Source organism: Mesorhizobium sp. P2_D1, assembly GCF_056404455.1.
Window position 1 is genome coordinate 25,309 of sequence record NZ_JBFUDZ010000044.1, and the last position, 21,940, is coordinate 47,248.

A 21,940-nucleotide genomic window follows, 5' to 3' on the forward strand; every position below is an offset into this window, starting at 1 on the left:
ATTCAAGTGGATCGCGGCAAAGGTTTTCGAGGCGTTTTGGCAGAGACCCGCGACGCCAACCGCATTTGCGATGGGCGTATCGAAACGCTGCTTCCTCCGTTCCTTCGTTCTTTTGGCACCACGACGAGCGCGATGGGCTTCTTGTGAAAATAATCAAAGCAAGCGTCGTGCCAGTTTGAAAACGAGGTCGGCGGCCAGCGCCTAAAACAAGATCGCCATCTTTTCGGCGTATGAGCGGACAGCAAACTGTAACGTTATTTTACAGATGTAACTTACGACTGTAATATTAATCATATATTCGCAACTGCAATATATCTAGTTAGCAGCTGCAACAAATACCAAAAAGCTCAGGTCACTATTTAATTCTTCGTCTTTCTCTACTATTTGATGCCAACGGCCCATGTGCGGGCCTGGCGCTGGAGAGAGACCATGCCGAACGATAAGGATAGGAGCGGGCCGCCTCGACCGATGTCCAGCCATGCCGACGGCGTCACCGGCGATCTTGTCAAGCTGATGCCCCGCGATCTGGTCTTTGTCATGCGCTTCATGGGCGAGAGCCAGCACCGCCTGCAGAGCCATTTCCAAGACTTCATCCGGGCCGAGCTTGCCGCCGGCGGCGTCACCACGGAGACGCATCCGATGATCCATCTGTTCATCGAAAACCATGCGATCCTGCTGCGCGACTTCGTGTTTTCCGGCGTTTCGCTGACACGCCAGTTCCGCGTCGACGAGATCGAGCGGCTGACCGGCGACACGACATCGATGATCCGCGTCGATATCTGGGACCAGCTCAAGAGTCACATCGAGACGGCCGAAAAACAGTTCCATTCGCAGGCCGGCACGTTGCCGAAATTGCTGTCGGCTTTCGAAAAGCCACCCGGGCCTTTGGGGAGCGAGAAATGACCGGCGGACCCGATACTGCCAGGCGTGACGCGCTGCTTGCCCGCCGGCTTGATCTCGTCGCCAGCGTCTCCGCCCTCACCGCCGAAGCGATGCGGCTCAACCAGAAACGCGCCGGCATCGAAATGGACGTACTGCGCCTGGAACTGGAAATCGGCAGAAGCGGCGCCAACGCGCAACTGGTGCAGGATTTGCATGAGGCAGAGCGAAGTGCTGCGGCGATCATGCAGGCATGCACGGCTTGCGAGGACCGCATCGTCGCGGCCGAAGGCGACATCGAGGACGTTGATCGCCGGCTTGCCGCAACAGCGAACGAGAACTGACGGGAGAGATGGCATGAACCAGCAGACGATGCAGAACCTGACCTTGTTCGACCTTCTGGCCCGCAGCTGGCAGCGGCCGTCGGCGATCGCCGATCTGCGTTTCAGCGCCGACGGTTCGGCTGTCGCCTTCACCTCCGTCGACGGAACCGTCGCCATTGCCGCGGTCGCGGATCACGAGCCGCCGGAGTCGCGGATCAGGGTGAGCAACGATCTCGGCCAGACGACGATCCGCCCCCGGGAAAAGCCATCAGTGCCATTGATCGCCACGGCGGCATTCAGCGATGGCGACGTCCCGCTCGCCGCCCATGCGGATTCCGGCTTTCTGGTCGGCGCGGCCAGCGGCGAAGCGTTGCCTTTGACCGCTGGCGGAGAGGTCGCGGAACCCCTCGTCAAGATCGACGGGCCGATCGTGGCCATGGATTACAGCGCCCGGGGGACGCTGACGGCCGTCAGCAATGGAAAGGATGTCTTCCTGTCGAGCGGCCAAGGCGATGCGGTGAAGCTGAAACATGCCACGACATCGTCCATCGACGCCCTTGCGTTCTCGCCTGGTGGGAGACACGTCGCCTGCGGCCTTGATGAGGGGCTGTCGATCTGGTCGGTCGAAGGCGACGCTGCCTTGATACGAGACATTTCTCTTTCATCGCGCCCGGTATCGATCCGCTGGAGCGGCGACGGGCGTTGGTTGGCCTGCGGGCTGGAGACCGGCGGCTTTGCGCTGATCAGCCTGGCCGATGGCCGAGCCGATATCGTCGCCGGATTTCCATCGCCCGTTCGGACGGTGTGCTGGAGCGCGCCGGCAAATGCGCTGTTTGCCTCGGGCGCGTTCCGGATCGCCGGCTGGTCGATGACCGCCCCACCATTTGGCGGCGAAACCTCGGGCGCATTGGAGACGGGTCGCGCCGGGCTGGTTCTGGTCGAAGCGGTGGCGGCGCACCCCGAGAAGAAGCTGATTGCCGCGGGTTACGCCAACGGCCGTATCATCGTCGCCCAGATCGGGTCACGCGACGAGCTTCTCGTCAGGCCCCTGGGCAGCGCTGTCACCGCTCTCGCCTGGTCCGGCGACGGGCGGCATCTGGCGATGGGCACCGTCGACGGCACCGCGGCGATCGTCACCTTTCCCGCGCAGATGTTCAAATAGCGGACGCAGTCCACATGAAACAGGAGAATGACATGCAGACCGAACTCACCGCCGAGGACGAGAGCAAGGACGAATTCTTCGAACGGCTGGCCAAACTGTCGGAGGAGATGGTCGCCAGGCATGGCAAGGATTTCAGCATGGGCGCGCTTGTGCTGGCCGCCCGCTGGATCGCCGAAAACCGGGTCGGCAAGCTGAAGACCAACTAGGCTGGCGGGACTGTCCGTTCCTCAGGTGACGAGGCGATCCCGTCGAGCGGAGTCGCCGCCGTTGCTACTCCATGGTTACACCGTGCCAGACGGCGAGACCATTCATGCTGCCTCTGCCGCTGTCTGATGCCAGGCGGTTCGCTCAAACGCAGTCAACGTACGTCGAGCATGGACCTTCGTGGCGCAAACCACGGCAAGTGCGATGAAGAAGAGGATGCCTGGATCGGCGCTGCCACCCGACAGTGAGCTGGCAATTATACCGGCGAGGGAAGCATTCCTGACACTCGTCACGACCGCTTCGGTTTCCGGGTCCACCCATTCCCGCATCCGTCCCAATCCGCTGACCAGGACGCCGAGCAGGATCGCCATCATCAGCGATCCGAACAGGCCAAGTTGGGAAAGAACTGCGATCGGCCAGCTCGATGCCCTGGAACTGCCGAAACCGACACCAAGGCCGCTGGTGTCCAGGAAGGACTGCAGGCTCTTGACGTTCCAATAGGTGCGCTCATGGCCTGAGGCAGAATCCGCTTTGTTGATGATGGTGCTGTTGATCAGCCTGACGAAAGGCTCCAAGGCTCCGGAATGGTAGAGGCTGATGCCCATGATGGCGACCACGCCAATCGCCATCAGAGCGGTTACCATTATGTCCTCGCGCTCAACCCGCCCCCTGAGGACTGAAACCAACATCGAGAAGGCGACCGGAAGGCACAGGAGAGTAAGACCGACGTAGGCGGTCGATGAAGTCGACAGAATGGTCAGGAAGAGCAGGATGCCCGCCAGCGACTGGGCAAGGCGTGACTTGGTCTTTCGCCAGTAGGTGTAGCAGAATGCCAGGCAGGCGAGGGAAACGCTGGCGAACGAAGAGGCCTCCGCAAAAGGTCCCGTGATCCGCACGAATCCTTGCTCGACCGCTTCCGTTATGAGTGCGTAATTGGCGGTTCTGATCGGGGCCAGCAAGTCTCCCAATCCTGCATTCTTGCCGATAAAATCGACCAGCCCCATGCCCGTGTGCAGACCGCACCACAAGAAGAAGCCGCGGCGGACTTGGTCGATCCTTTGGGAGTGGAGCAGCAGCACACAAAGCGCGATGGCGGTGAGCCCGCCAAGAATGAAGTAGCCCGTCTGTGAGGTGTTGGCCGAAACCGGGGCCAAGGACGCTTCTACGACAGCGCCTCGGGTTTTCGACTGCACGAAGACGGCGGTCTGTCCCGCGAAGAATCTTGGAAACAGCCATGCCCCGATGATTGCGTAAGCCATGAGGCTCGTGAGAACCCAGACCGGGCGGATGCTCCCGAATACACTTCCAAGATCGAACCAGATGCGACGCCTGACTGTCACGGCCATGACGAGCAGGGCCGCAAACATGGTGTAGATCAGTGGGGACGACCCTCCTAGAAAGGTAAGCGTCACGATGGCGGTCGCACCGAACGCCTGGGACGCGATCAGCCCGATGATCAGCATTCCCTTGGAATAGCGGGCAACGGCCAAAATCGCCGCGCACACCAGCAGCCCGACCAAAGAGACCTGCATTGTTGTTCGAGCCTCCCGCTTGGTTTGGCCCTGGACTGTCCGGACGCAGGAAGCTGTCCGACCGCCCATCTTTCGGCAGATGGATATCCCGGGCAAGAGAGCCAAAGGACGTAGCCTGAGACCCGTATCTGCGGGACGTGCGGGAACTCCCTGCGGTAGGTACCAAAGCGTCATCGTCCGTCCGGCGTACGCTTAAAGGTTGAATAGCTGAATGTCCCGGTCACGGCTGCTGCGTTGTAAAATGCACGGCGGCAGATCAGAGGATATGAAAAGACTGCCTTTTCGTTTCGAGCGAGGGGTGACCAGCAGGTCGGTGGGCTTCTTTGTTTCGCGATGGCAGTCCGGCCTACGCCTCCTGCAAACGGCTAACCCTCGGTCCGCGAACGCCTACTAAAGAACGCCTCGACCAAAGAAAATAGTAATCTTACAGTACGGTTGCAGGCTTGTTTTTGCTTTCAGTTGCAAAATCCTGTGTTAATGATGAAATTGTGGGAGCGCTGGGCAAAGGGCGGGTTGTTTGAGTTCCAGCACCAGGAGGAGAAGCGGTATGACCACTCAGGTTGTACAGAGCGTATTCGGTCCCAAGCAGGTCACGAAACTCAAGGAAGTTTACGAGCGGGCGCGGGTAGTGGAGGCAAATTATCCCGAGTCCCACATTGCCAGCAAAGCCGCCAAAAGGCTTATAGAGGCCTTCGAAACCGTGATCCACGTTGACGGGACGGTTCTGGATGTGAAGTGGCTCAGCGAGGCCAATCCCCAGGGAAACGCCTGAGACCAGGCCCCGTCTTGGGGTCTGTAAAGCTATATAGTGAAGGACTTCATTTCTCCCACGTCAGCCTGCCCGCAGGCAGATCCTGCTTGCCGTTCCAAATCAACCTCTTGGGACCTGGCTCGACGGCGGGTTCGCCGCGTGGAGCTGCGCCATGGGAATGGCCGGGCCGTCCCATCCAAGGTCTCGCAGCGCTCGGGACCCACTGTGTACGTTTCATACACAGACTTAAAAATTTTACCGAAAATTAACCTAAGTTAGAGACTGCTTATGGATAGCCCATAGACTGCCCAAGCTGCTGTACATGTCGGCAGCCAAGAACTGCTCAAGGCTCCAGGTTGGGGTAACGGCCTGAAGCTTTAAAATGGGTTGGGTATCAAACTTTCAATTCAAGAGATGAGGGGCTTTGTTGGGCGCCGCTAAGCGGCTTTCGTTGGGGAAAGGGTGGGTATAAGTATGGGTTCAACAGTAGGACTGCACAACTACACTTCGACAAATCAATCGGGAGTTCCGTCTAGCGGAATAGAAAATGTCCACGAGCAGGCAGGCAAGCAATACCTTCTCATGCTGGACGGACGGGCACTAGACCGCGAGTGTCTTGCATCGGCCCTCGAGGATCACGAACTCGGCATGGCGGTCGTCGCCATGGGTTCGATCGAAGAATGGCGCATGAAGAAGGGGGCAGCCCCTCCACTTGCAGCTATACTCTTCAACCTTGGCGGCCGGAAGGTCACCGATCATGGCATCGCCGACGAGATCAGACATATTTCGTCCGAATTCAAGTCGGTCCCCGTGGTCATCCTGGCAGACAYCGAAGACCTTGGACAGATACTGACGGCTCTCGAATGCGGCGCACGCGGCTACATTCCGACCTCGGTCGGGATCGACGTCTGTGTCGAGGCGATCAACCTTGCGGCAGCGGGAGGCATCTTCGTCCCGGCGAGCAGTGTCCTTTCCATGCGGCACCTTATAGGTACAGGTAGCCGCGACACGCAGCCTTTGACGGGCATGTTCACGCTCAGGCAGGCAGAGGTCGCCCAGGCGCTTCGGCGCGGCAAGGCGAACAAGATCATCGCCTACGAGCTGAACCTGCGCGAAAGCACCGTGAAGGTCCACATCCGAAACATCATGAAGAAGTTGAAGGCCAGCAACCGCACGGAAGTGGCCTACAAGGTCAATGATCTCTTCGCAGAGGGAGCTCTGGCCGAAGAGTGATTGCAAACTAATAAGACGACCCGCCTTGGGTGAACCCTGGCGGGTCGTATTTGTACCGCACTACAGATTCATTCGATGACGGCCGATGGATTTCCGTTGCCTTGAATGGCGTCGGGAGCCGTGTGATTGGCCGCGCTCCAACGTGGATCGTTGCCCCTAACTCCCGACAGTGTGCTGCAGGTGGACATTTGCGGAGTGCTCCGAAACGCCTGGATCCCTAGCGATGATCTCGTTCTGAGGCACCCTGAAAAGCTGTTCCATTTGCTCGGTACAGTCGGTGCCCGCCTGTGTATCCACCATAAGTGCTAACCGCTGACCTTATGGAGAACGCGAAATCCTGAGCCCAGCATGTAGACTTGCTGCCGGAATGGAGTGGTCGGCATGTCTGAGCAAAGCCTTCGTTTTCGCAAATCCGTGCGCCTGCAGGAACGCGGTCGTGAACTGATCCCGGGCGGTAGCCACACCTACGCAAAAGGCGAAGACCAGTATCCCGTCCTCGCGCCGGGCTTCATCGAGCGTGGTTTGGGATGCCATGTCTGGGACGTCGACGGGAACGAGTACATCGAATACGGCATGGGCAACCGTTCCGTCGGGCTGGGACACGCCTACCCGACCGTGGTCAGAGCCGTGGAGGCAGCCCTCCAAGGTGGATCCAATTTCACGCGGCCGGCCAGGATCGAGGTCGACTGCGCCGAGACGTTCCTGGAGCTCATCGGCGCGCAGATGGTGAAGTTCTGCAAGGACGGATCGGATGCGACTTCGGGAGCCGTTCGCCTTGCCCGCGCCTACACGGGTCGCGATCTCGTTGCCTGCTGCGCCGACCATCCCTTCTTTTCGACAGACGATTGGTTCATCGGGACCACACCGATGAATGCCGGAATTCCGGAGGCGGTCCGAAAGCTCACCGTCACTTTCCGGTACAACGATATCGCCAGCGTAAAGGATTTGTTCGACAGGCACCCCGGCAAGGTGGCCGCCCTGATCCTCGAGCCTTCCCGCGGCGACGATCCGGTGGACGGATTCCTGCATGAAGTCCAGCGTCTCTGCAGGGAAAAGGGCGCACTGCTCATTCTCGACGAGATGATCACCGGGTTCAGATGGCATGCGTCCGGGGCGCAGAAGCTCTATGGCATAGAGCCGGACTTGTCGACATTCGGCAAGGCGCTTGGCAATGGGTTTTCGGTCTCGGCCCTGGCGGGCAAACGCGAATACATGCGGCTCGGCGGCCTCGAGCATACGGACCGCCCAAGGGTGTTTCTGCTGTCGACCACGCATGGCGCCGAGACCCATGCGCTTGCGGCGGCGATCGCGACCATGCGGACTTACCAGAACGAGTCCGTGATCGAACACCTGCACCGTCAGGGGACGAAACTGAGGGCCGGGATCGCAGAGGCTGCCAGACGGCATGGGGTGGATGGCTGCTTCAAGGTTGTCGGCCGTCCCTGCTGCCTGGCCTATGCCACGCTCGACCCAAACGGCAAGCCGTCACAGGCATACCGCTCGCTGTTCCTGCAGGAGACGATCAGGCGTGGCGTGCTCATGCCGTCTCTCGTCGTCAGCTACACCCACGACGACGCGGTCGTCATGAAGACGATAGAGGCCGTCGACGGCGCCCTGGCGGTCTATGCGCAGGCCCTGGAATCGGGAACGAGCCGTTTCTTGGTAGGCCGCCCTACGCAGGTTGTCTTCCGCCGTTACAACAATGGTGACAGCCGAGCTGAAATGACGGCTCCAGAGAACCCGCCAGCCGCGAATAACGCGACCATGGGGCAATCTGAAGCCCGGCTCGCGGTAACATCCTGACGCCACGAAGGCGTTGCTTTCTCGTTCTCTTGGAGCAAGGACGGACCCTTATGCGGCAATCCCGCATTGTTTCCGCATGAGAGGATGGGACAGGATCTCACTTCCATTGCGGAAGCAGCAAGGTGCGGGCTGTCAAGGCCCTTCAGGCGAGGTCGGCACAGGACGGGCCGAAGCCATCGCTGGCTTGCACAGGCGCCTTGCCGCCGCGGAATCCGCCGATCAATCTACAGCAGGAACTGGCTCGGGGAAGGTGTATATCCCTACCCATTTAACGGCTTCCTCGATCGTATCGAAGTTCTTGTGCAGCCCGCTCAGCAGGCCGAAGCCTGTCTCGAGGAACCACTTGCCTTTCGTGCAGTAGGCTTCCTCGTCGATCTGGGTAAGGACGGCGACCAGTTGGTCGGATTTCCACACCAGAACCCCGGATTCTCCGCCCTCGACCGTTCCGATGCGAGCTTCGCTGAAAGAGAATCCCGGCGCAATGATTGCATTGCCCATTTTGATAAAAATCCCTTCAATTTCAAAATGGAAGGCAGAAAAAGACAGAAGGTAAGCCATAGGACCGATGGCCAGCTTCTGTTGTATTTTTAACCCAGTGGTAGCGATTTAAGTAACAGATCGTCCGGTCAGTTCAACCCCCTTTTCACCCGTTTCATTCGGTCATCCACCATTCTCTTCTCGGCGAAAATATGTGTGAAAAGCCGCTAAAAAATCTTGACCTTTCGAAGCGTGAACGCCTCGGCGAAATGCTCGGGTGCCCGACATTCCATCCCGCGCAACCTGGCAAGGCCGGCGAATGTTTCGCGGTCGAACCAGTCCTTGGAGCGCTGCGTCCCGAAGTGCTCGTGAAGGAGTTCGATCTTGCGTTCGAGCACGTCGGCCGTAAGCGGCACGTAGGCATTGGGTTGGCAAAGATCACCGTCCCATTTCGGAATCTCGTATTCGAGCACCAGGTGGTCGCGGAAGACGTTCCAGGTCAGTTGGTTGACCTCCCGGTGGTCCTGATGGGCGTCGAACCTGGCGTGGGTCAACACCACGTCGGGATGAACCCGCGATCTTAGATCCACCAGCCACTGCTTGATGGATCGACTATGGGTCGGAAAGTAGCTGTCTTCGAAATCGGCGACGTGGACCGTGGACGAGTGCGATCCCTGGAGAAAGGCCTCGGCCGAAGCCCTGGCTTCGGCAGACCGCTGGCCGCCGGCGCTCAGCACGCACCAATCGACATCCAGTTCGACCCCCGACGCGATCAGCCCGAGGATCGTACCTCCCGCACCGATCTCTATGTCGTCGGAATGGGCACCAAGGCAGAGGATCGAGAGTTTCTCCCCGCGACGTGCGAGGCCAAGTCCCCTCATGATGCAGCCATCACCATGCTGCGCCTGATTTTCTCTGCGGTGACCCTCCTATTCCAGGGCATGTCCCCCTTTTCGACCATGTCTTCGAGCGATTGCCAATCACGCAGTGTGTCCATCGAACGCCAGAACCCGTCGTGCTTGTACGCCATCAGCATGTTGTCATCGATCAATCGCTTGAAAGGTTCGATAACGAGTTCCTCGCCGTCACGCATGTAGTCGAAGATTTCGGGACGGAATACGAAGTAGCCGCCATTGATCCAGATCTCGGACGTCTCCGTCGTGCGGAACTCGCGTACGCGACCGTCTTCAGCGATGTCGGCCAAATGGTATGTCAGCGGCGCGCGCACGGCGAGGAAGCAGGCGATCTTGCCGCTGGCCTCGAACTTCGCGATCACATCGTCGAGGTCTACATTGGTCAGGCCATCGGAGTAGTTGGCCAGAAACATCTTCTCGTTCTTGACGTGATCCTTCGCAGCCCAGAGGCGTTCTCCGATGTTGCGCCAGATGCCCGTATCGAGCAGGGTGATGCTCCAGTCCTTGACCGTGTCGCCCAGCAGCTTCACGTCCTGGCCACCGTGCGTAACCACGCAATCGGAAAAGGTCTGTGGCCGGGTGTTCAGGAAAAAATCCTTGATGACGTTGGCCTTGTAGCCCAGGCACAGCACGAATTCGTCATGCCCGTAATCGCTGTACCACTGCATGACGTGGCGCAGGATCGGCTGGTGGCCGAGCGGAATCATCGGCTTTGGTATGCTTTCGGAATAGTCGCGGATCCGGGTCCCGCGGCCGCCGCAGAAAAGGACGACTTTCATCTCCGTAACTCCGATAGATCGATCACTGTCACAAAAGGAATTGGCACGACGAATTTCGCGCCCCAGGCGGCGACGTGGTGCATCTGCTGAATGATCTCGTCCTTCAGGTTCCAGGGAAGGATCAGGATGTAGTCTGGCTTGGCCTCGTCGATCGCGTCGATGGGCTTGATCGGGATGTGCATGCCCGGCGTGAAGCGGCCGTGCTTGTAAGGATTGCGGTCCACCGTGAAGTCGAGGAAATCGGTGCCTATGGCGCAGTAGTTGAGCAGCGTGTTGCCCTTGCCAGGCGCGCCGTAACCGCAAATCGTCTTGCCCTCGTTTTTGACCGAAACCAGGAACGCCAGGAGATCGCGCTTCGCGCGCTGCGCCTTGTAGCCGAAAGAGGCGTAGGTCGTCATTTCCGTAAGCCCGTGCCTTTTTTCGCGCTCGAGGAGTTCGGCGACACTGTCATCCGTGGCCCGGCTGCTGCCCTCGTTGGCGAGATAAACACGCAACGAGCCGCCATGGGTGGGCAGTTCCTCGACGTCGATCAACCGCAGCCCGTGGCGGGCCGCCATCAGGTCGATCGTCAGCAGTGAGAAATATGAAAAATGCTCGTGGTAGATGGTGTCGAACTGGTTCTCCATCATCAGCCGCTCGATGTGCGGGAACTCGAGAGTGACCACGCCCTCCGGTTTGAGCAGGATCTTTATTCCCGCGACGAAGTCGTTGAGGTCGGGCACCTGCGCCAGGACGTTGTTGCCGATGATCAGATCGGCGCGGAGTCCTTCGGCCACCATCTGAAGTGCCAGCCGCACCCCGAAGAAGTCGACCCGGGTGGGCACGCCCTTCTCGACCGCAGCGCGCGCAACGTTGGCCGCCGGCTCGATGCCAAGCACGGGAACGCCGAGCGGCAGGAAGTGCTGCAGCAGGTAGCCGTCATTGCTTGCGAGTTCTACCGCGAAGCTGTCGGCGCCAAGCCCAAGTCGCTTCGTGATCGCTTCGCAATAAGCTTTCGAGTGGGCCACCCAACTTGTCGAGAAGGACGAGAAGTAGGCATATTCGTTGAAAATGGTCTCGGGGCTCACATACTCCTTGAGCTGCACCAGGTAGCAGCGCTCACAGACCAGGACATTGAGCGGATAGTAGAGTTCCATCTGGTCAAGCTGGTCGGCCTGCAGGAAGCTCTCGCAAGGTGGCGACATGCCCAGGTCGACCAGGCTGTGGCGCAGGCGCGATCCGCACAGCCTGCAGCTGACATTGCGGCGTGCCGTGTTCTGGTCGCGAGCAATTTCGACAGCCTGAATATTCATTCCGTACCCCTCTGTCGCCCTGGTTTGAAAAAACGGAGACGCGGTGGCCTGACGATGAACCTGTGCCCGCCGCGCTCCGCAGGGAGTGCATCTTTTCAACGCAGGTTAGGACGGGGCGCCCCCCGAGTTCGATTTGCCAATCCGTTGGGTGCCTTAATCCTTATAGGGAAACGGCGGGGGCAATGACGGCGCAAGGACCTCCGAACGGGGTAATGCGGTCGGCCCGGCATACCGCGATCGGAGAAGCCACCTAAGGCTTAGGTAGCTCTTCCAGCCCAGGCAGTCGGTGCCGACAATCCGACCGCGGTGCTAGCCCGGCTAACTGGGCCCGGCTACTGGGGATTTGGGCAGACATGCGGTTTACCGAAACGGAGCTGAAGGGTGTCTGGCTGATCGAGCCGACACCGGTGGTTGACGATCGCGGTTCCTTCACCCGTACATTCTGTGAAAAGGAGATGGCCGATTGCGGGCTGGCGACGCGCTTTGTCCAGCACAGCCGCGCGCATTCGGTCAAAAAGGGAACACTCCGGGGCCTGCATTTCCAGGACGACCCGTACGCCGAGGTGAAACTCGTCTCCTGTGTCCGCGGCGCGATTTTCGATGTTGTGGTGGACCTGCGCCCGAACTCGCCGACACGCTACAACTGGCTGGGCTTCGAGCTGACGCCCCAGAACATGAGGCAGGTCTACATACCAGCCGGGTTCGCCCACGGGCTGCAGACCCTTACGGACGATGCCGAGGTCTCGTATCTCATATCGCAATTCTATACGCCCCATGCGTCGACGGGCGTGCGCTACAACGACCCTGTCTTTTCGATAGCCTGGCCTTTGATGCCGACGGCGATGTCGGAAAGGGATAAGGCGTGGCCGTTGCTCAAGCAAAGAACGGCCGCTGGAGCCTTATGAAGCCGCTGCCAGCAGACCGTGATCCGACAGCATTCTGGCGGCGGCGGCCAGTTCCCTGAACGGCAGACCCGAGCGCTCCGCCATCGCGAGAAGCGAATGCTGGCCGTCGGCGAGATTGAGCACCCAAAGCAGGGACATCGAGGTTGCTCCCGAAGACGTCTGCCCGCCCAGGGCGGCGTAGAGGCCGCGCCTGCCGAGTTGTGGTTCGGCCTTGGGGCAGAGGTTCAACGGCGTCCAATCCCCTTCGACGATGTCGATCACGTCCGTCAGGATACGGAAGGAATCCTCCAGGCACTCCGGCTTGATGAAGTCGAGATTGTCCGCCGACGTGTGGTATTCGGGGAAGGTGCCGTGGACACTGCGCTGGAACATGCCGACCGGAAGATTGAAGCCCGGCGAACAATATTGCCTCTCGTCATAGCCGTAGGGGGAGAAATCCATCAACTTTGCTCCGGCTTCACGCCCCAGCACGTGAGCCATGGCGCGATCAATGACGGCATCGCCACGACGGCTGCGTTTGTATGCAGGACGTCCCGCGTCCCCCACGCATGACAGCACCAGACCGTGGTCGATGAGATGTGTCCGGCCCTCGTTGCGAGACAGCCACGTGATCGACCCGATCGTGCCCGGAGCGAACAGGAAGCGGTAGCTGTATCGTGTTTTTCTTGCCTTCATGTTTTTCGCAAGGGTTGCCAGCAGGGCCAGGCCCGAACAGTTGTCGTTGGCCAATGAGGGATGGCAGATGTGTGCCGAAAGAAGGAATTCCCGCTTGGTCTGCCCGCGATGCAGGTATTCGCCGTAAGTGAGGCTGCCGTCCTTGAGCTCGGCATCGATCTCCACCCGGTAGAGACCGTCGGGCATTTTGGTGACACGGTCGTAGGCGACGCAGAAGCCCCATGTCGGGGCGTAGTAGCTGGTGCGGTAGGGGATCACTCCCGGCTGGTCGGGCAGCGTGTGAATATGCGACATCAACTCGTCGAGCGGCAGGATCCCTTTGAAGGGTACGCTGTAATTGACGACGTGCAGGTTGGAGTCGGCAAAATCCACGACCGTTTGCCCGTCCGGGCCAATGATGCTGGCCGAGCGGACGTTCCATTCCTTTGGAACAGTCCAGTCGAACACCTGCGTGCCGGTGGGCACCTCATGCCGGTCCAGGCCGACGTGCCCCGACAGGATATCCAGCGTCTGCCGCACACCGTCCCCGGTGATGCTCCTGCAAATCGGAAAGAGACGTTCGGCTAAGTCATAGATTTCCTGGCCGAGGTCGATGGAAGACGGCGGCGGGCCGAGTCCCTCCGGGGTTATGTGTTCCATTCCAGTTAACCCGCCGCGGCCTCCAGCATTCGCGAAGGTTCGGTGACCCGCATCCGGTCATCCAGAAGCCGGTTGGCCAGAAGATACCGGATGTGGCCGATACGTTGGAAGCGCGGTCCTTCGAATTCCTCGAGAGTGACATTGGACTTGCCGTAGGCCTTGTAAAGCTGCTCGGCGCCCTTGCGCGCATCCCACTGCGGCTTGAAGGCAGGAAGGGAGCGCGCGATCTTGCCGAAGTCGACGCGGTAGGACCGCTTATCGGGTCCAGCATCCGACGCGAATTCAAGCCGGCAGCCCGGCACGACTTTGGCGACAATCTCGGCTATGTCGCGGATCCTGTAATTGTGGTCCGTCTGTCCCACATTGAAGGCCTCGTTATGGACGACCTCGCGCGGCGCTTCCAGTCCGGCGATGAACGCCCTGGAAATGTCCTCGATGTGGACGATCGGCCGCCACGGTGTCCCGTCCGACTTCAGGAGGATCACACCTTTGGTGACGGCCCAGGCGACCAGATTGTTCAGCACGATGTCGAAGCGGAGCCGGGGTGACAAGCCGTAGGCGGTGGCCGGCCGGAAATAGGTCGGAGAGAAGCTGCTGTCGGCCAATTCCGAGATATCCCGCTCCGAAAGCACCTTGGACCAGCCGTAGGGCGTGACCGGGTTTAGCTCGCCCGTTTCATCGACCATCCCCTCGCCCGCCTGGCCGTAATTGCTGCACGACGAGGCGAAGAGGAAGCGCGACACGCCGGCCTCCTTGGCCGCCTTCGCGAAACGAACGCTGCCCTTGTGGTTGATCTCATAGGTGATATCCGGATCGAGGTCGGACAGCGGGTCGTTGGAAAGAGCCGCCAGGTGGATGACGGCATCGAAACCCTCGAGGTCGCGCGCTTGCACGTCCCTGACGTCCTTTTGGATGGAGGGAACGGAAGCCTGCTCTCCGCCCGAAGCAAAGGTGCAGCGCCGGTAGAGATCGCTGTCGTAACCCGTCACCGAATGCCCCGCGCGGAGCAGCATAGGCACCATCACCGAGCCGATATAGCCTTGATGGCCCGTTACCATGACTTTCATCGCACACCTTTCCCCAACGGATATGATCGCGCAGAGGCTACTTGGGCTGAAAACAGTGAGGGAGAACGCCAATAGGCGATCAGGATGGCCCGTTGGACGAAGCCTCGCCGCCCGCTACCTCTTTCGGGTGGTGCGCGGCTAATCCTTTCGGCGATCGGCGTGAGCCGGATCCACACCCCAGTTGGCGAACGCCGCTGCCTCGCCTTGCTGTCTTGGGCGCACACCTGGCCTTCGCTGACTGCGCGCAGCTTGTGCATGGCGTTGGCCTTGCTCCATAGGACCCTAAGGCGTGAGTTCCAGAATCCAGTCCGGGTAGCCGCGGCTGTTGAGCTCTGGCGGCTTGAAAGTTGTGCGCTCCGCCTTGAAAGGGGAACCTTCGACATCCGTCAATTCCCCGCTGGTGGGATCGCGCCAGCGGGCGTGGACGATAGTCTCCGAAAGCTGCGCGAGGTCGACGGTGACGGCCTCGTTGCTGGGCATGTAGACGACGGCGTAGGAGCCGTCCTTGGCCATCGCGGCGACCGCCCTCCCCATGTCCTTGCCCATGCCATCGACAAGAAATCTGTTCTTGCTGTCTGGTTCCAGCAGCCACCATTTTATCGACGAGATGAAGGCTATAAGCACCTCCATGCTCTTTGCGCCGGGACTGTCGAGGGCCTCCTTCCACTCCATGGTCTGCTGATGGAGGCCGGGCCCGTCGAAATGCCAGATCGGGTTGTTGCCATAGAGATGCCCGAATGCGCCCGAGAGGATCGCCTGGTAAGCCTGGACGCGGATCCGGTACTCGTCGGCATCGTATTCGAATTCGTAGGCAGTCTCGATCAGGAAGAAAGGCATACCCCTGGCGAGATCGTACTCCCTGATCGCTGTCGTATAGACCGGGCCATAGGTAAAGACGTTGTTCACCTYCAGCCAGGTTTCCGGGCCCCAGAAATCGAGCGGCGCCGTATCGGAATGGCCGTGGAAAGTGCTGAGAGCATCGGGGTCCTCGTCCATGATGCCTTTGGCGAGAGCCCTGACCAGATCTTTGTCCGCAGGATTGTAATCGCCGCCGTTGACCCACATGATGTTGTCGAAGCGTCGGTAGCGACGTCCAACAAAATGGCCATAGGCCGCAAGCTCCCCTGCCCCTGCAGCCGCCATTTCCTGATACCAACCGTCACCGCCACCGCCATATCCGAGATATGCCGGAGCGAGCAGCACCAGGAAACCAAGATCGCAAGCCCTCTGCAGGATGCGATCGGCATGGGCGAAATATGCCTCGTTGGGAACAACGAAATCTTGGTTGTCGGCGAATGGTCTGTCGCCATACGCGTCTGCAGGCGCGTTGCGGGAAAATCGGTGCTCGATGAGGTTGACCAGAACGGTGTTGAACCCGCGAGCCTTGCGGTCCTCAAGGTACAGGTAAGCGTCCTCGTCCGTCAGGTCGCCGATCAGCGACCAGGGCGAGTCTCCGTGCATGAAGAACGGATGACCTTCCCTGTCGACCGGGTAGTTTTTTCCGGATTCGATCCGCAGAGGGAACTTTGTCCCGCCAGAACGCTCACAGGCCAAGCTTCCGGTCGCCATAGCCGCCAAAAGGGCGCCGGCCATCAGAACAGATTGGAGGCGCACTGCCTTGACGCTCCTCTTGCTCACCCGGGGGGCGGCGCTGCGGACACGTCGCGGGTGGCAGCGTGTTGGGATCTGAATTCCGATGAATCGATGATGCCGAAGGCCAGGTCCTCTCGCGTCATGGTCCCCGCGCGCAGCTGCCGGGAATAGGTTTCTATCCCGTAATCGTCAGCGGGACGGTTGAGAAACAGCATGTAAAGGAAACCGATGTAGGCGCGGTCCGTAAGGCCGATCGTAGCATAGCTAGTCTGGAACTCGTCCGAGCGCATGAGTTCCACGGCCATTCCACCGATCGTCCTGTCCCCGCTTTCAAGAGCAGCCGACCACTGATCCAGGCTTTGGGTGTCGCCCTCACGCCCAAGCACGAGGCAGTAGGCGAGGCTAGCCTGCCTCACATATACGGACTTGTTCGCTGCCGTCGCCTCTGGGTCGCACTCCCGATGCGGCTTGGGCAGCGGCTGCGGGCCGCGGGTGAAGTCACGCACCGTCTTGTAGGCGGGCTTCGGTTCGCCGACCCTCCATTTGCCCTCGGATGCAGCGGTGAGCCTCACCAGCCCCATATTGGCTTCGAAGCCGGGGGCCCAGTAGGTCTCATCGAACAGTTCGTAGATTTGCGCGGCCTCGACCTTGTACTTCTCGTTGAGCTCGCGAAGCCGCGTCATTGTCTGCTTGATACCATCGGCCTGCTGCCGCTCGCCGCGCTGACTTCCATTGGCACTGTTGAATTCGGTGACCCAGATCGGCTTGCCGTATGCCGAGATTTCGCGGAAAGCCCATTCCGGGTCCTCGCCATACATGTGCCAGACCGAGATGTCCCAGGCGATCCCGTCCTGCTTCATCCGCGCGAACGCGCCGGTGTGACCCCATCCGGCGGTGCCAATCGCCTTCCTGATGCCCGGATCGACCTCTGTCATGCCGTCGGACAGACCTTTGAGGACGGCGCTCACCTTAACCCAGCGCGGGCCGTAGTAATCGAGCGCTCCGGTTCCTCCTGCAGGTCCCCATTCACATGGATATTGCGAGCCGTCGTCGCGTTTCTCGCAGGGCTTGATGATGGCGTAGTTCTCCATCTCGTTGCCAAGTTCCCAAACGCGGATATCGCTCTTGAACCTGGTGCCAAGGGCGATCGCCAGTTTCCGGGTCTTCCCGTAGAGCTCTTCGGGGCTATCCTTGTCCAGGTCGATGCCCGCGGGGGTGATCAAAGGCAGGATCTCGATCCCTCTGGTCTTTCCGGCGTCGACAAGGGCGGCAAGCGTATCTGCGTTGTCTTCGCTGGTTATGTTGACCCTGTATGATTTCAGGCCGAGATTCTTGACGAAGTCGAGCTGCAACTCAACCGGGATGCCCGGATAGGCGGTTATCGGATGGCCGTTGACGCCCCAGAGGACATCTGCGGAAGCAGGCGCAACGGTCACCAGCAGGCAGGCCGCAGCGGTTGCGAAACGAAAGGACATGGCAACAGCCTCCGCTGCCCGATTTCAAATTCAGCCCGGATTGTCGGGCATGTGATCGGGGGTAGCAATTTGCTCATACGGGTGAACAGGGTACTTGCACTACCCCTTTCGGAGACTGCTCCTTAGGCCCGCGTCGTCAATGGACGGCCGCCGGTTGGATTACCTTGGCAGACTGCCAGCCTCCAGCGGCGGCGGCCTCCGCTGAAGGATTGTGACCTTCCGTAGCAGCTCCAGAATTGGCTTTTCCACGAAGAGATGCGTCAGAACACCGACAATAAGGCACAAGCATATGATCATGGGAGCGAAGGAAACCTGTGATACTCCCCCAACGAATGTCGCCTTGATTAGCCAACCATACCCCAGCATCACAAAGATGTGGGTCAGGTAGATGGCATAAGATGCATCCCCAAGCAGGATCACTCCCCGGCCGGCCTTCGATCGCGGTCGCTTGGTCTTGAGGAAGGCCCCCACTATCAAAGTTGCTGGAAGGCCCCATGCGATGACTCGCAATATGGCTGTATCGCCGGGATGACTAACGAAGACTGGAGAAACAATTATCAAGAAAAACCCGAGCGCGCCGAGTGCCGGCGGATATTCCCATTTACTTCTTGAGATAAACAATAGCGCTATGGCAATACCAAAGCAAAACTCAAGCACGATAGGGCTAGAGATAAATTCAGAAAAACTTGAATCCTGAATCCAACGCCCCAACACAATTCCGCAGATCATAAGCAAAACTGTCAAGATGGATGTCTGAACGAGCTTGCCGAAAATGAGACATATCGCGAAGGCGACATAAAAATACATCTCATATGAAAGCGTCCATGCGACAAATATCAATTTGTCCCCTGGAAGCAAAAATATAGAATTAAAAATTGAAAACTCGCCTATGTTTTTGTGCTTCAAAAACCCAACCAGCGATATTGCCAGTATCCCAGCGCTGCAGATCCAATACAGCGGAAATATTCTTCTTGCCCGTTTGATCATGAAACGCCCAGGTGTATCCGCAGCTCGACCAGGTGGAAAGCTCACATACACCATGATGAAACCGCTGATTACGAAGAAAAGATCTACGCCTGCCGCACCGAAAGTCGCCATCCAAACCGGGCTGAACCGCCCAGCTTCCGATCCATCGGACATGTCGAGGGTGTGGCGAATGACGACGCCCGAGGCTGCGATCGCACGCAGTATCTGCAGTCCATACAGTTCGCGATCCTGCTGGTCCATCCCATCCGGTCCTGTGAGAAAGAGGGGCAAAGAGGGGTCACTGACCCTACGTCTAACCGGCCTTAATACAAGGCATCCCTCCGACGTGGCCCTCCTACGTCCGACGAATGATCCCTGCTTGCTCGTTGGGCAAATATTCCGCCAACCGACCGCTCCGACGACTTCAGCCGCCGGCGGGCCGGCTCAGGCGCGGACGGAGCACCTGGGTTTGCGCTACCGCTTTAGGCGGCTGTATTCCTCGCCTATTGGACGCCATGACTTTCAACTGGGTTTGTCCGACTATCCCTCGGACGCAGGCGGCGGGTCGCCTCGGTCGGGAAGGTACACGCATGCTTTCGGTGAAACGCGCACTCCTGATGAGCGTGGGCGAACGCTACGTGCTGCTCGTGACGAATTTTGCCACAGCAGCTTTGATTTCCCGGATACTGACGCCCAAGGAGATCGGGGTGTCGGTGATCGCCATGGCCATCATGGCGATGGCCCTGTCCCTGAGGGAGTTCTCCAGTGCGAGCTTCCTCATCCAGCGCGAGGAACTCAGCCGTGAAGATATCCGCGGCGCCTCCACGGTGATGTTCATCCTCACCGGGGTCATCGCCGTCGTGCTCGTCGTCGTTTCCCCTCTTCTGGCCTCGTTCTACAGCGAGCCGAACCTCATCCCCTACTTCAGGGTTGTCGCGGCCTGTCTCTTTCTCGACACCTCTCTAACGCTGATAACCGCTCTGCTGCGGAGGGAAATGTCCTTCGGCAAGGTTGCGGCCATCGACATAGTGGCAGCGGTCACGAATTCCGCAGCCACGATCATTCTGGCACTGGCGGGCTTCAGCTACATGAGTTTCGTCTGGGCGTGGTTGATCGGCAGYGGTCTTGCCGCAGGCCTCGCCTTCGCCCTATGGCCCCATTTCTGGATGTTCAAGCCGTCCCTCGCCAACTGGCGAGGAATGGTTTTGTTCGGCGGATACAACGGCGCCATAGCCATTCTTTTCCGCATCTTTGACGCGCTGCCCCTACTCCTGCTCGGCCGCTTCATATCGCCGAATGCTGCAGCCTTGTTCAGCAGGACGCTCTGGATCGGCCAGATCCCCGACAAGCTGGTTATCGGAGGCGCCATGGCGGTCGTGCTGCCCGCCTTCTCGGCCGAGGTCAGGCAAGGCAGGGATTTGAAACGTCCCTATCTATCCGCCCTTTCCCTCATCACCGCGCTCCACTGGCCGGCGCTCCTCGTGCTGTCGGTTTTGGCGTACCCGACCGTGAACATCGTGCTCGGCCACCAGTGGACCGAGGTCGCGCCGCTCGTGCAAATCGTGGCAATCGCGTTGCTGTTCTCCTTCAGTTTCGAACTCAACTACCCCGTAATGGTTGCGATGGGGGCGATCCGCGACTTGTACATCCGCGCGCTGATCGCCTTCCCAATTTCGGGCATTCTCCTCTCCGCAGCCATTGTCTTCGGCGGATTGCAGGCAGCCGCCTGGTGCATGCTAGTGACTGTTCCCTTCCAGGCATATATTGCCCTGAGCTTCGTCCGGCGCAGCCTGGGACTTGGACGCATGGAGATCGCCGCAGCGCTAGGCAAAAGTGCTGTCGTTGCCTTCGCGAGCGCTGTGCCTCCCCTCGCAGCCGTGGGGATTTCCAGTTCCGGCTTCGAGCTCTCCAATATGGAAGCCATTGCTGCGGGACTGTTGGCGTTCGGGGGATGGTCGGCTGGATTGATCATCACCCGGCATCCCCTGCTCGATGAGATCATCAAGATTTTCCCGGGACTCCGGCGGGCACGGGTGTCGGTAGGTTGATACCGAAACTTATCCGAGATCCCGCGCCACCAACTCGCGGCAAGTCGACGCGAGGACGGCTCAGACGGAGGGCCCCGGAAGCTGTCCAATGAGCCTCGAAATTCTGATCCGATAGGCTCTCCTGCGCAATCTGTTGACCTTGTAGGTTAACCCCAGATACGCAGGAGGAATATTCAGACCGAGTTCCCCGCAGTTGCAAGATATGCGGCCGAGTACAGACCGCTCCTGGCTGTCGATGCGATGTGCCACCGCCGGCAGGAACTTCTCCGGCCCCGTATAGTGGCGGATCAACGCCCGATCCCAATAGCTGGTCTGGAATGCCGACTTCTGCACGTTGAATTCCACGGGAAGCGTCTCCCATGCACCTTGGGCCGCTATGTTGAAGGCGCATTGGTCGATATGGGTGCATGAGCCGTCCCAATAGGGACAGAAGTACGCGTGCGACTTTAGAGCGGACGAGAACCGTTCGGGAATTCCCGACCCAATCCATCGAGACACATCGATGGCCATAAAGCCGGAATTGAAGTAACGCCGTTCGAGGCCATGCTTGTCGCAGTTCTCAAAGAATGCGCGGTTGTCGAGACCTGTGCAGATGGAAAGGTCAGGCACGGCCGCGAGAGGTCGCGTCGTCGGGGCGGCAGCTGCCAGATCAAGAGGCCGCACGGCCAGCGTATCATTGTCGAGGTAACAGACGACATCGTGATCGCCCGAGACGGCGGCGATCGCTGCGGTTTTTTCATAGGCAGTCGATGTTATGTGGCCATGACCGGGTAAACCCCGGTCGACCGTCGGAAGGCTGTGGGTCGCCAGCCGATGACCCTTCGCCTGGAGGATCCTGAGCACCGTCGGCGGGGGGGCCGAGCTGAACCCCGATTGGACGATGTGGATGTCTATCCCCCGTGCATGATTTAATCCCAACGCCACCGCGCTGGCATAAGTCAGGTCATCACGCTTGCCGTCGGTCAGGTAAACGACCCCGATGCGCTTTTCGGTCATGCGTTATCCTCTAGCGGACGGCATCCGATCCGAGGCTGAACCAGCGTGATGGCAGCCACATGGCCGGTCACATCGTTTCTCAATGCCGGCTCCAGGCCTCCGCCAGGCGCGTGCGGATGTGGCCTAGCGGATTGGGCATATGGGCCAGGTAGTCGACAGGCGGAATGTAGGCCAAGCTTGGCGAGAGCTGAGCCGCAAATTTAAGCAGATCAAGACCAGCTGCTCGC

20 protein-coding genes are annotated in these 21,940 nt (G+C 59.5%); 9 read left to right on the plus strand and 11 right to left on the minus strand.

Annotation, left to right across the window (positions count from 1 at the left end):
- Positions 1–429 precede the first annotated feature (429 nt).
- Genes AC1D0I_RS25060 through AC1D0I_RS25075 form a run of 4 tightly spaced genes read left to right on the plus strand, consistent with a single transcriptional unit; the run spans position 430 to position 2,570 of the window.
- Entirely contained in the window at positions 430–903 is a 474-nt protein-coding gene (locus tag AC1D0I_RS25060; protein WP_095081070.1) for a hypothetical protein, read from the plus strand.
- Positions 900–1,223 carry a hypothetical protein gene (locus AC1D0I_RS25065; protein WP_477398480.1) on the plus strand — a complete coding sequence of 108 codons (324 nt, stop codon included), beginning with the start codon at positions 900–902 and terminating at the stop codon, positions 1,221–1,223. The genes AC1D0I_RS25060 and AC1D0I_RS25065 overlap by 4 nt, the downstream gene beginning before the upstream one ends.
- Before the next feature lie 13 nt (positions 1,224–1,236).
- Positions 1,237–2,364, plus strand: coding sequence for a WD40 repeat domain-containing protein (locus AC1D0I_RS25070; protein WP_477398482.1), 1,128 nt, complete (start codon positions 1,237–1,239; stop codon positions 2,362–2,364).
- 32 nt (positions 2,365–2,396) lie between these two features.
- A complete protein-coding gene (locus tag AC1D0I_RS25075) occupies positions 2,397–2,570 on the plus strand; it encodes a hypothetical protein (RefSeq protein ID WP_167458684.1) in 174 nt (57 codons plus the stop codon).
- Positions 2,571–2,672: 102 nt separating this feature from the next.
- Here the strand turns inward: AC1D0I_RS25075 and AC1D0I_RS25080 are convergent, their stop codons facing one another.
- Positions 2,673–4,100 carry a hypothetical protein gene (locus tag AC1D0I_RS25080; RefSeq protein WP_477398484.1) on the minus strand — a complete coding sequence of 476 codons (1,428 nt, stop codon included), beginning with the start codon at positions 4,098–4,100 and terminating at the stop codon, positions 2,673–2,675.
- Positions 4,101–4,647: 547 nt separating this feature from the next.
- On the opposite strand from AC1D0I_RS25080, the gene AC1D0I_RS25085 reads away from it, so the two are divergent.
- From AC1D0I_RS25085 to AC1D0I_RS25095, 3 genes are all read left to right on the plus strand, one after another.
- Complete coding sequence (locus AC1D0I_RS25085) at positions 4,648–4,872, plus strand: hypothetical protein (RefSeq protein WP_095080680.1); 225 nt, start codon at positions 4,648–4,650, stop codon at positions 4,870–4,872.
- Positions 4,873–5,325: 453 nt separating this feature from the next.
- Complete coding sequence (locus AC1D0I_RS25090; protein WP_477398486.1) at positions 5,326–6,084, plus strand: LuxR C-terminal-related transcriptional regulator; 759 nt, start codon at positions 5,326–5,328, stop codon at positions 6,082–6,084.
- Between the two features lie 381 nt (positions 6,085–6,465).
- Positions 6,466–7,887: a glutamate-1-semialdehyde 2,1-aminomutase gene (locus AC1D0I_RS25095; RefSeq protein WP_477398488.1), complete on the plus strand. Its 1,422-nt coding sequence runs from the start codon at positions 6,466–6,468 to the stop codon at positions 7,885–7,887.
- A 219-nt stretch (positions 7,888–8,106) separates the two neighbouring features.
- Here the strand turns inward: AC1D0I_RS25095 and AC1D0I_RS25100 are convergent, their stop codons facing one another.
- From AC1D0I_RS25100 to AC1D0I_RS25115, 4 genes are all read right to left on the minus strand, one after another.
- The gene (locus AC1D0I_RS25100) at positions 8,107–8,445 is read right to left on the minus strand and encodes a hypothetical protein (RefSeq protein ID WP_477301049.1); all 339 of its coding nucleotides are present in this window, start codon (positions 8,443–8,445) and stop codon (positions 8,107–8,109) included.
- A 146-nt stretch (positions 8,446–8,591) separates the two neighbouring features.
- Positions 8,592–9,245, minus strand: coding sequence for a PIG-L deacetylase family protein (locus tag AC1D0I_RS25105; RefSeq protein ID WP_095080666.1), 654 nt, complete (start codon positions 9,243–9,245; stop codon positions 8,592–8,594).
- Positions 9,242–10,057, minus strand: coding sequence for a sugar phosphate nucleotidyltransferase (locus AC1D0I_RS25110; protein WP_095080663.1), 816 nt, complete (start codon positions 10,055–10,057; stop codon positions 9,242–9,244). The genes AC1D0I_RS25105 and AC1D0I_RS25110 overlap by 4 nt, the downstream gene beginning before the upstream one ends.
- Positions 10,054–11,349 carry a methyltransferase domain-containing protein gene (locus AC1D0I_RS25115; protein ID WP_477225791.1) on the minus strand — a complete coding sequence of 432 codons (1,296 nt, stop codon included), beginning with the start codon at positions 11,347–11,349 and terminating at the stop codon, positions 10,054–10,056. Before AC1D0I_RS25115 ends, AC1D0I_RS25110 begins: the two co-directional genes overlap by 4 nt.
- Positions 11,350–11,702: 353 nt before the next feature.
- Between AC1D0I_RS25115 and rfbC the strand changes: the two genes are divergently transcribed.
- Positions 11,703–12,254, plus strand: a complete 552-nt coding sequence (gene rfbC, locus AC1D0I_RS25120) for a dTDP-4-dehydrorhamnose 3,5-epimerase (protein WP_184871707.1) — start codon at positions 11,703–11,705, stop codon at positions 12,252–12,254.
- On the opposite strand, the gene AC1D0I_RS25125 is transcribed toward rfbC, so the two are convergent.
- The 5 genes from AC1D0I_RS25125 to AC1D0I_RS25145 form a co-directional block, all read right to left on the minus strand.
- Entirely contained in the window at positions 12,249–13,568 is a 1,320-nt protein-coding gene (locus AC1D0I_RS25125; protein WP_477398490.1) for a DUF4910 domain-containing protein, read from the minus strand. The two genes, rfbC and AC1D0I_RS25125, sit on opposite strands and share 6 nt — an antisense overlap.
- A gap of 5 nt (positions 13,569–13,573) precedes the next feature.
- A complete protein-coding gene (locus AC1D0I_RS25130) occupies positions 13,574–14,635 on the minus strand; it encodes an NAD-dependent epimerase/dehydratase family protein (protein WP_477301060.1) in 1,062 nt (353 codons plus the stop codon).
- Between the two features lie 282 nt (positions 14,636–14,917).
- A complete protein-coding gene (locus AC1D0I_RS25135) occupies positions 14,918–16,228 on the minus strand; it encodes a glycoside hydrolase family 140 protein (RefSeq protein WP_477398492.1) in 1,311 nt (436 codons plus the stop codon).
- A gap of 41 nt (positions 16,229–16,269) precedes the next feature.
- Complete coding sequence (locus AC1D0I_RS25140; protein ID WP_477398494.1) at positions 16,270–17,703, minus strand: DUF4214 domain-containing protein; 1,434 nt, start codon at positions 17,701–17,703, stop codon at positions 16,270–16,272.
- A 159-nt stretch (positions 17,704–17,862) separates the two neighbouring features.
- A complete protein-coding gene (locus AC1D0I_RS25145; protein ID WP_477398496.1) occupies positions 17,863–18,930 on the minus strand; it encodes an acyltransferase family protein in 1,068 nt (355 codons plus the stop codon).
- A 329-nt stretch (positions 18,931–19,259) separates the two neighbouring features.
- Here AC1D0I_RS25145 and AC1D0I_RS25150 point away from each other — a divergent pair, with 329 nt between their 5' ends.
- The gene (locus AC1D0I_RS25150; RefSeq protein WP_477398497.1) at positions 19,260–20,717 is read left to right on the plus strand and encodes an oligosaccharide flippase family protein; all 1,458 of its coding nucleotides are present in this window, start codon (positions 19,260–19,262) and stop codon (positions 20,715–20,717) included.
- 60 nt (positions 20,718–20,777) lie between these two features.
- Here AC1D0I_RS25150 and AC1D0I_RS25155 read toward each other — a convergent pair whose 3' ends face one another.
- Positions 20,778–21,713 (minus strand): glycosyltransferase family 8 protein, encoded by a 936-nt coding sequence (locus tag AC1D0I_RS25155; RefSeq protein ID WP_095080638.1) that lies wholly within the window; start codon positions 21,711–21,713, stop codon positions 20,778–20,780.
- Positions 21,714–21,940 lie beyond the last annotated feature (227 nt).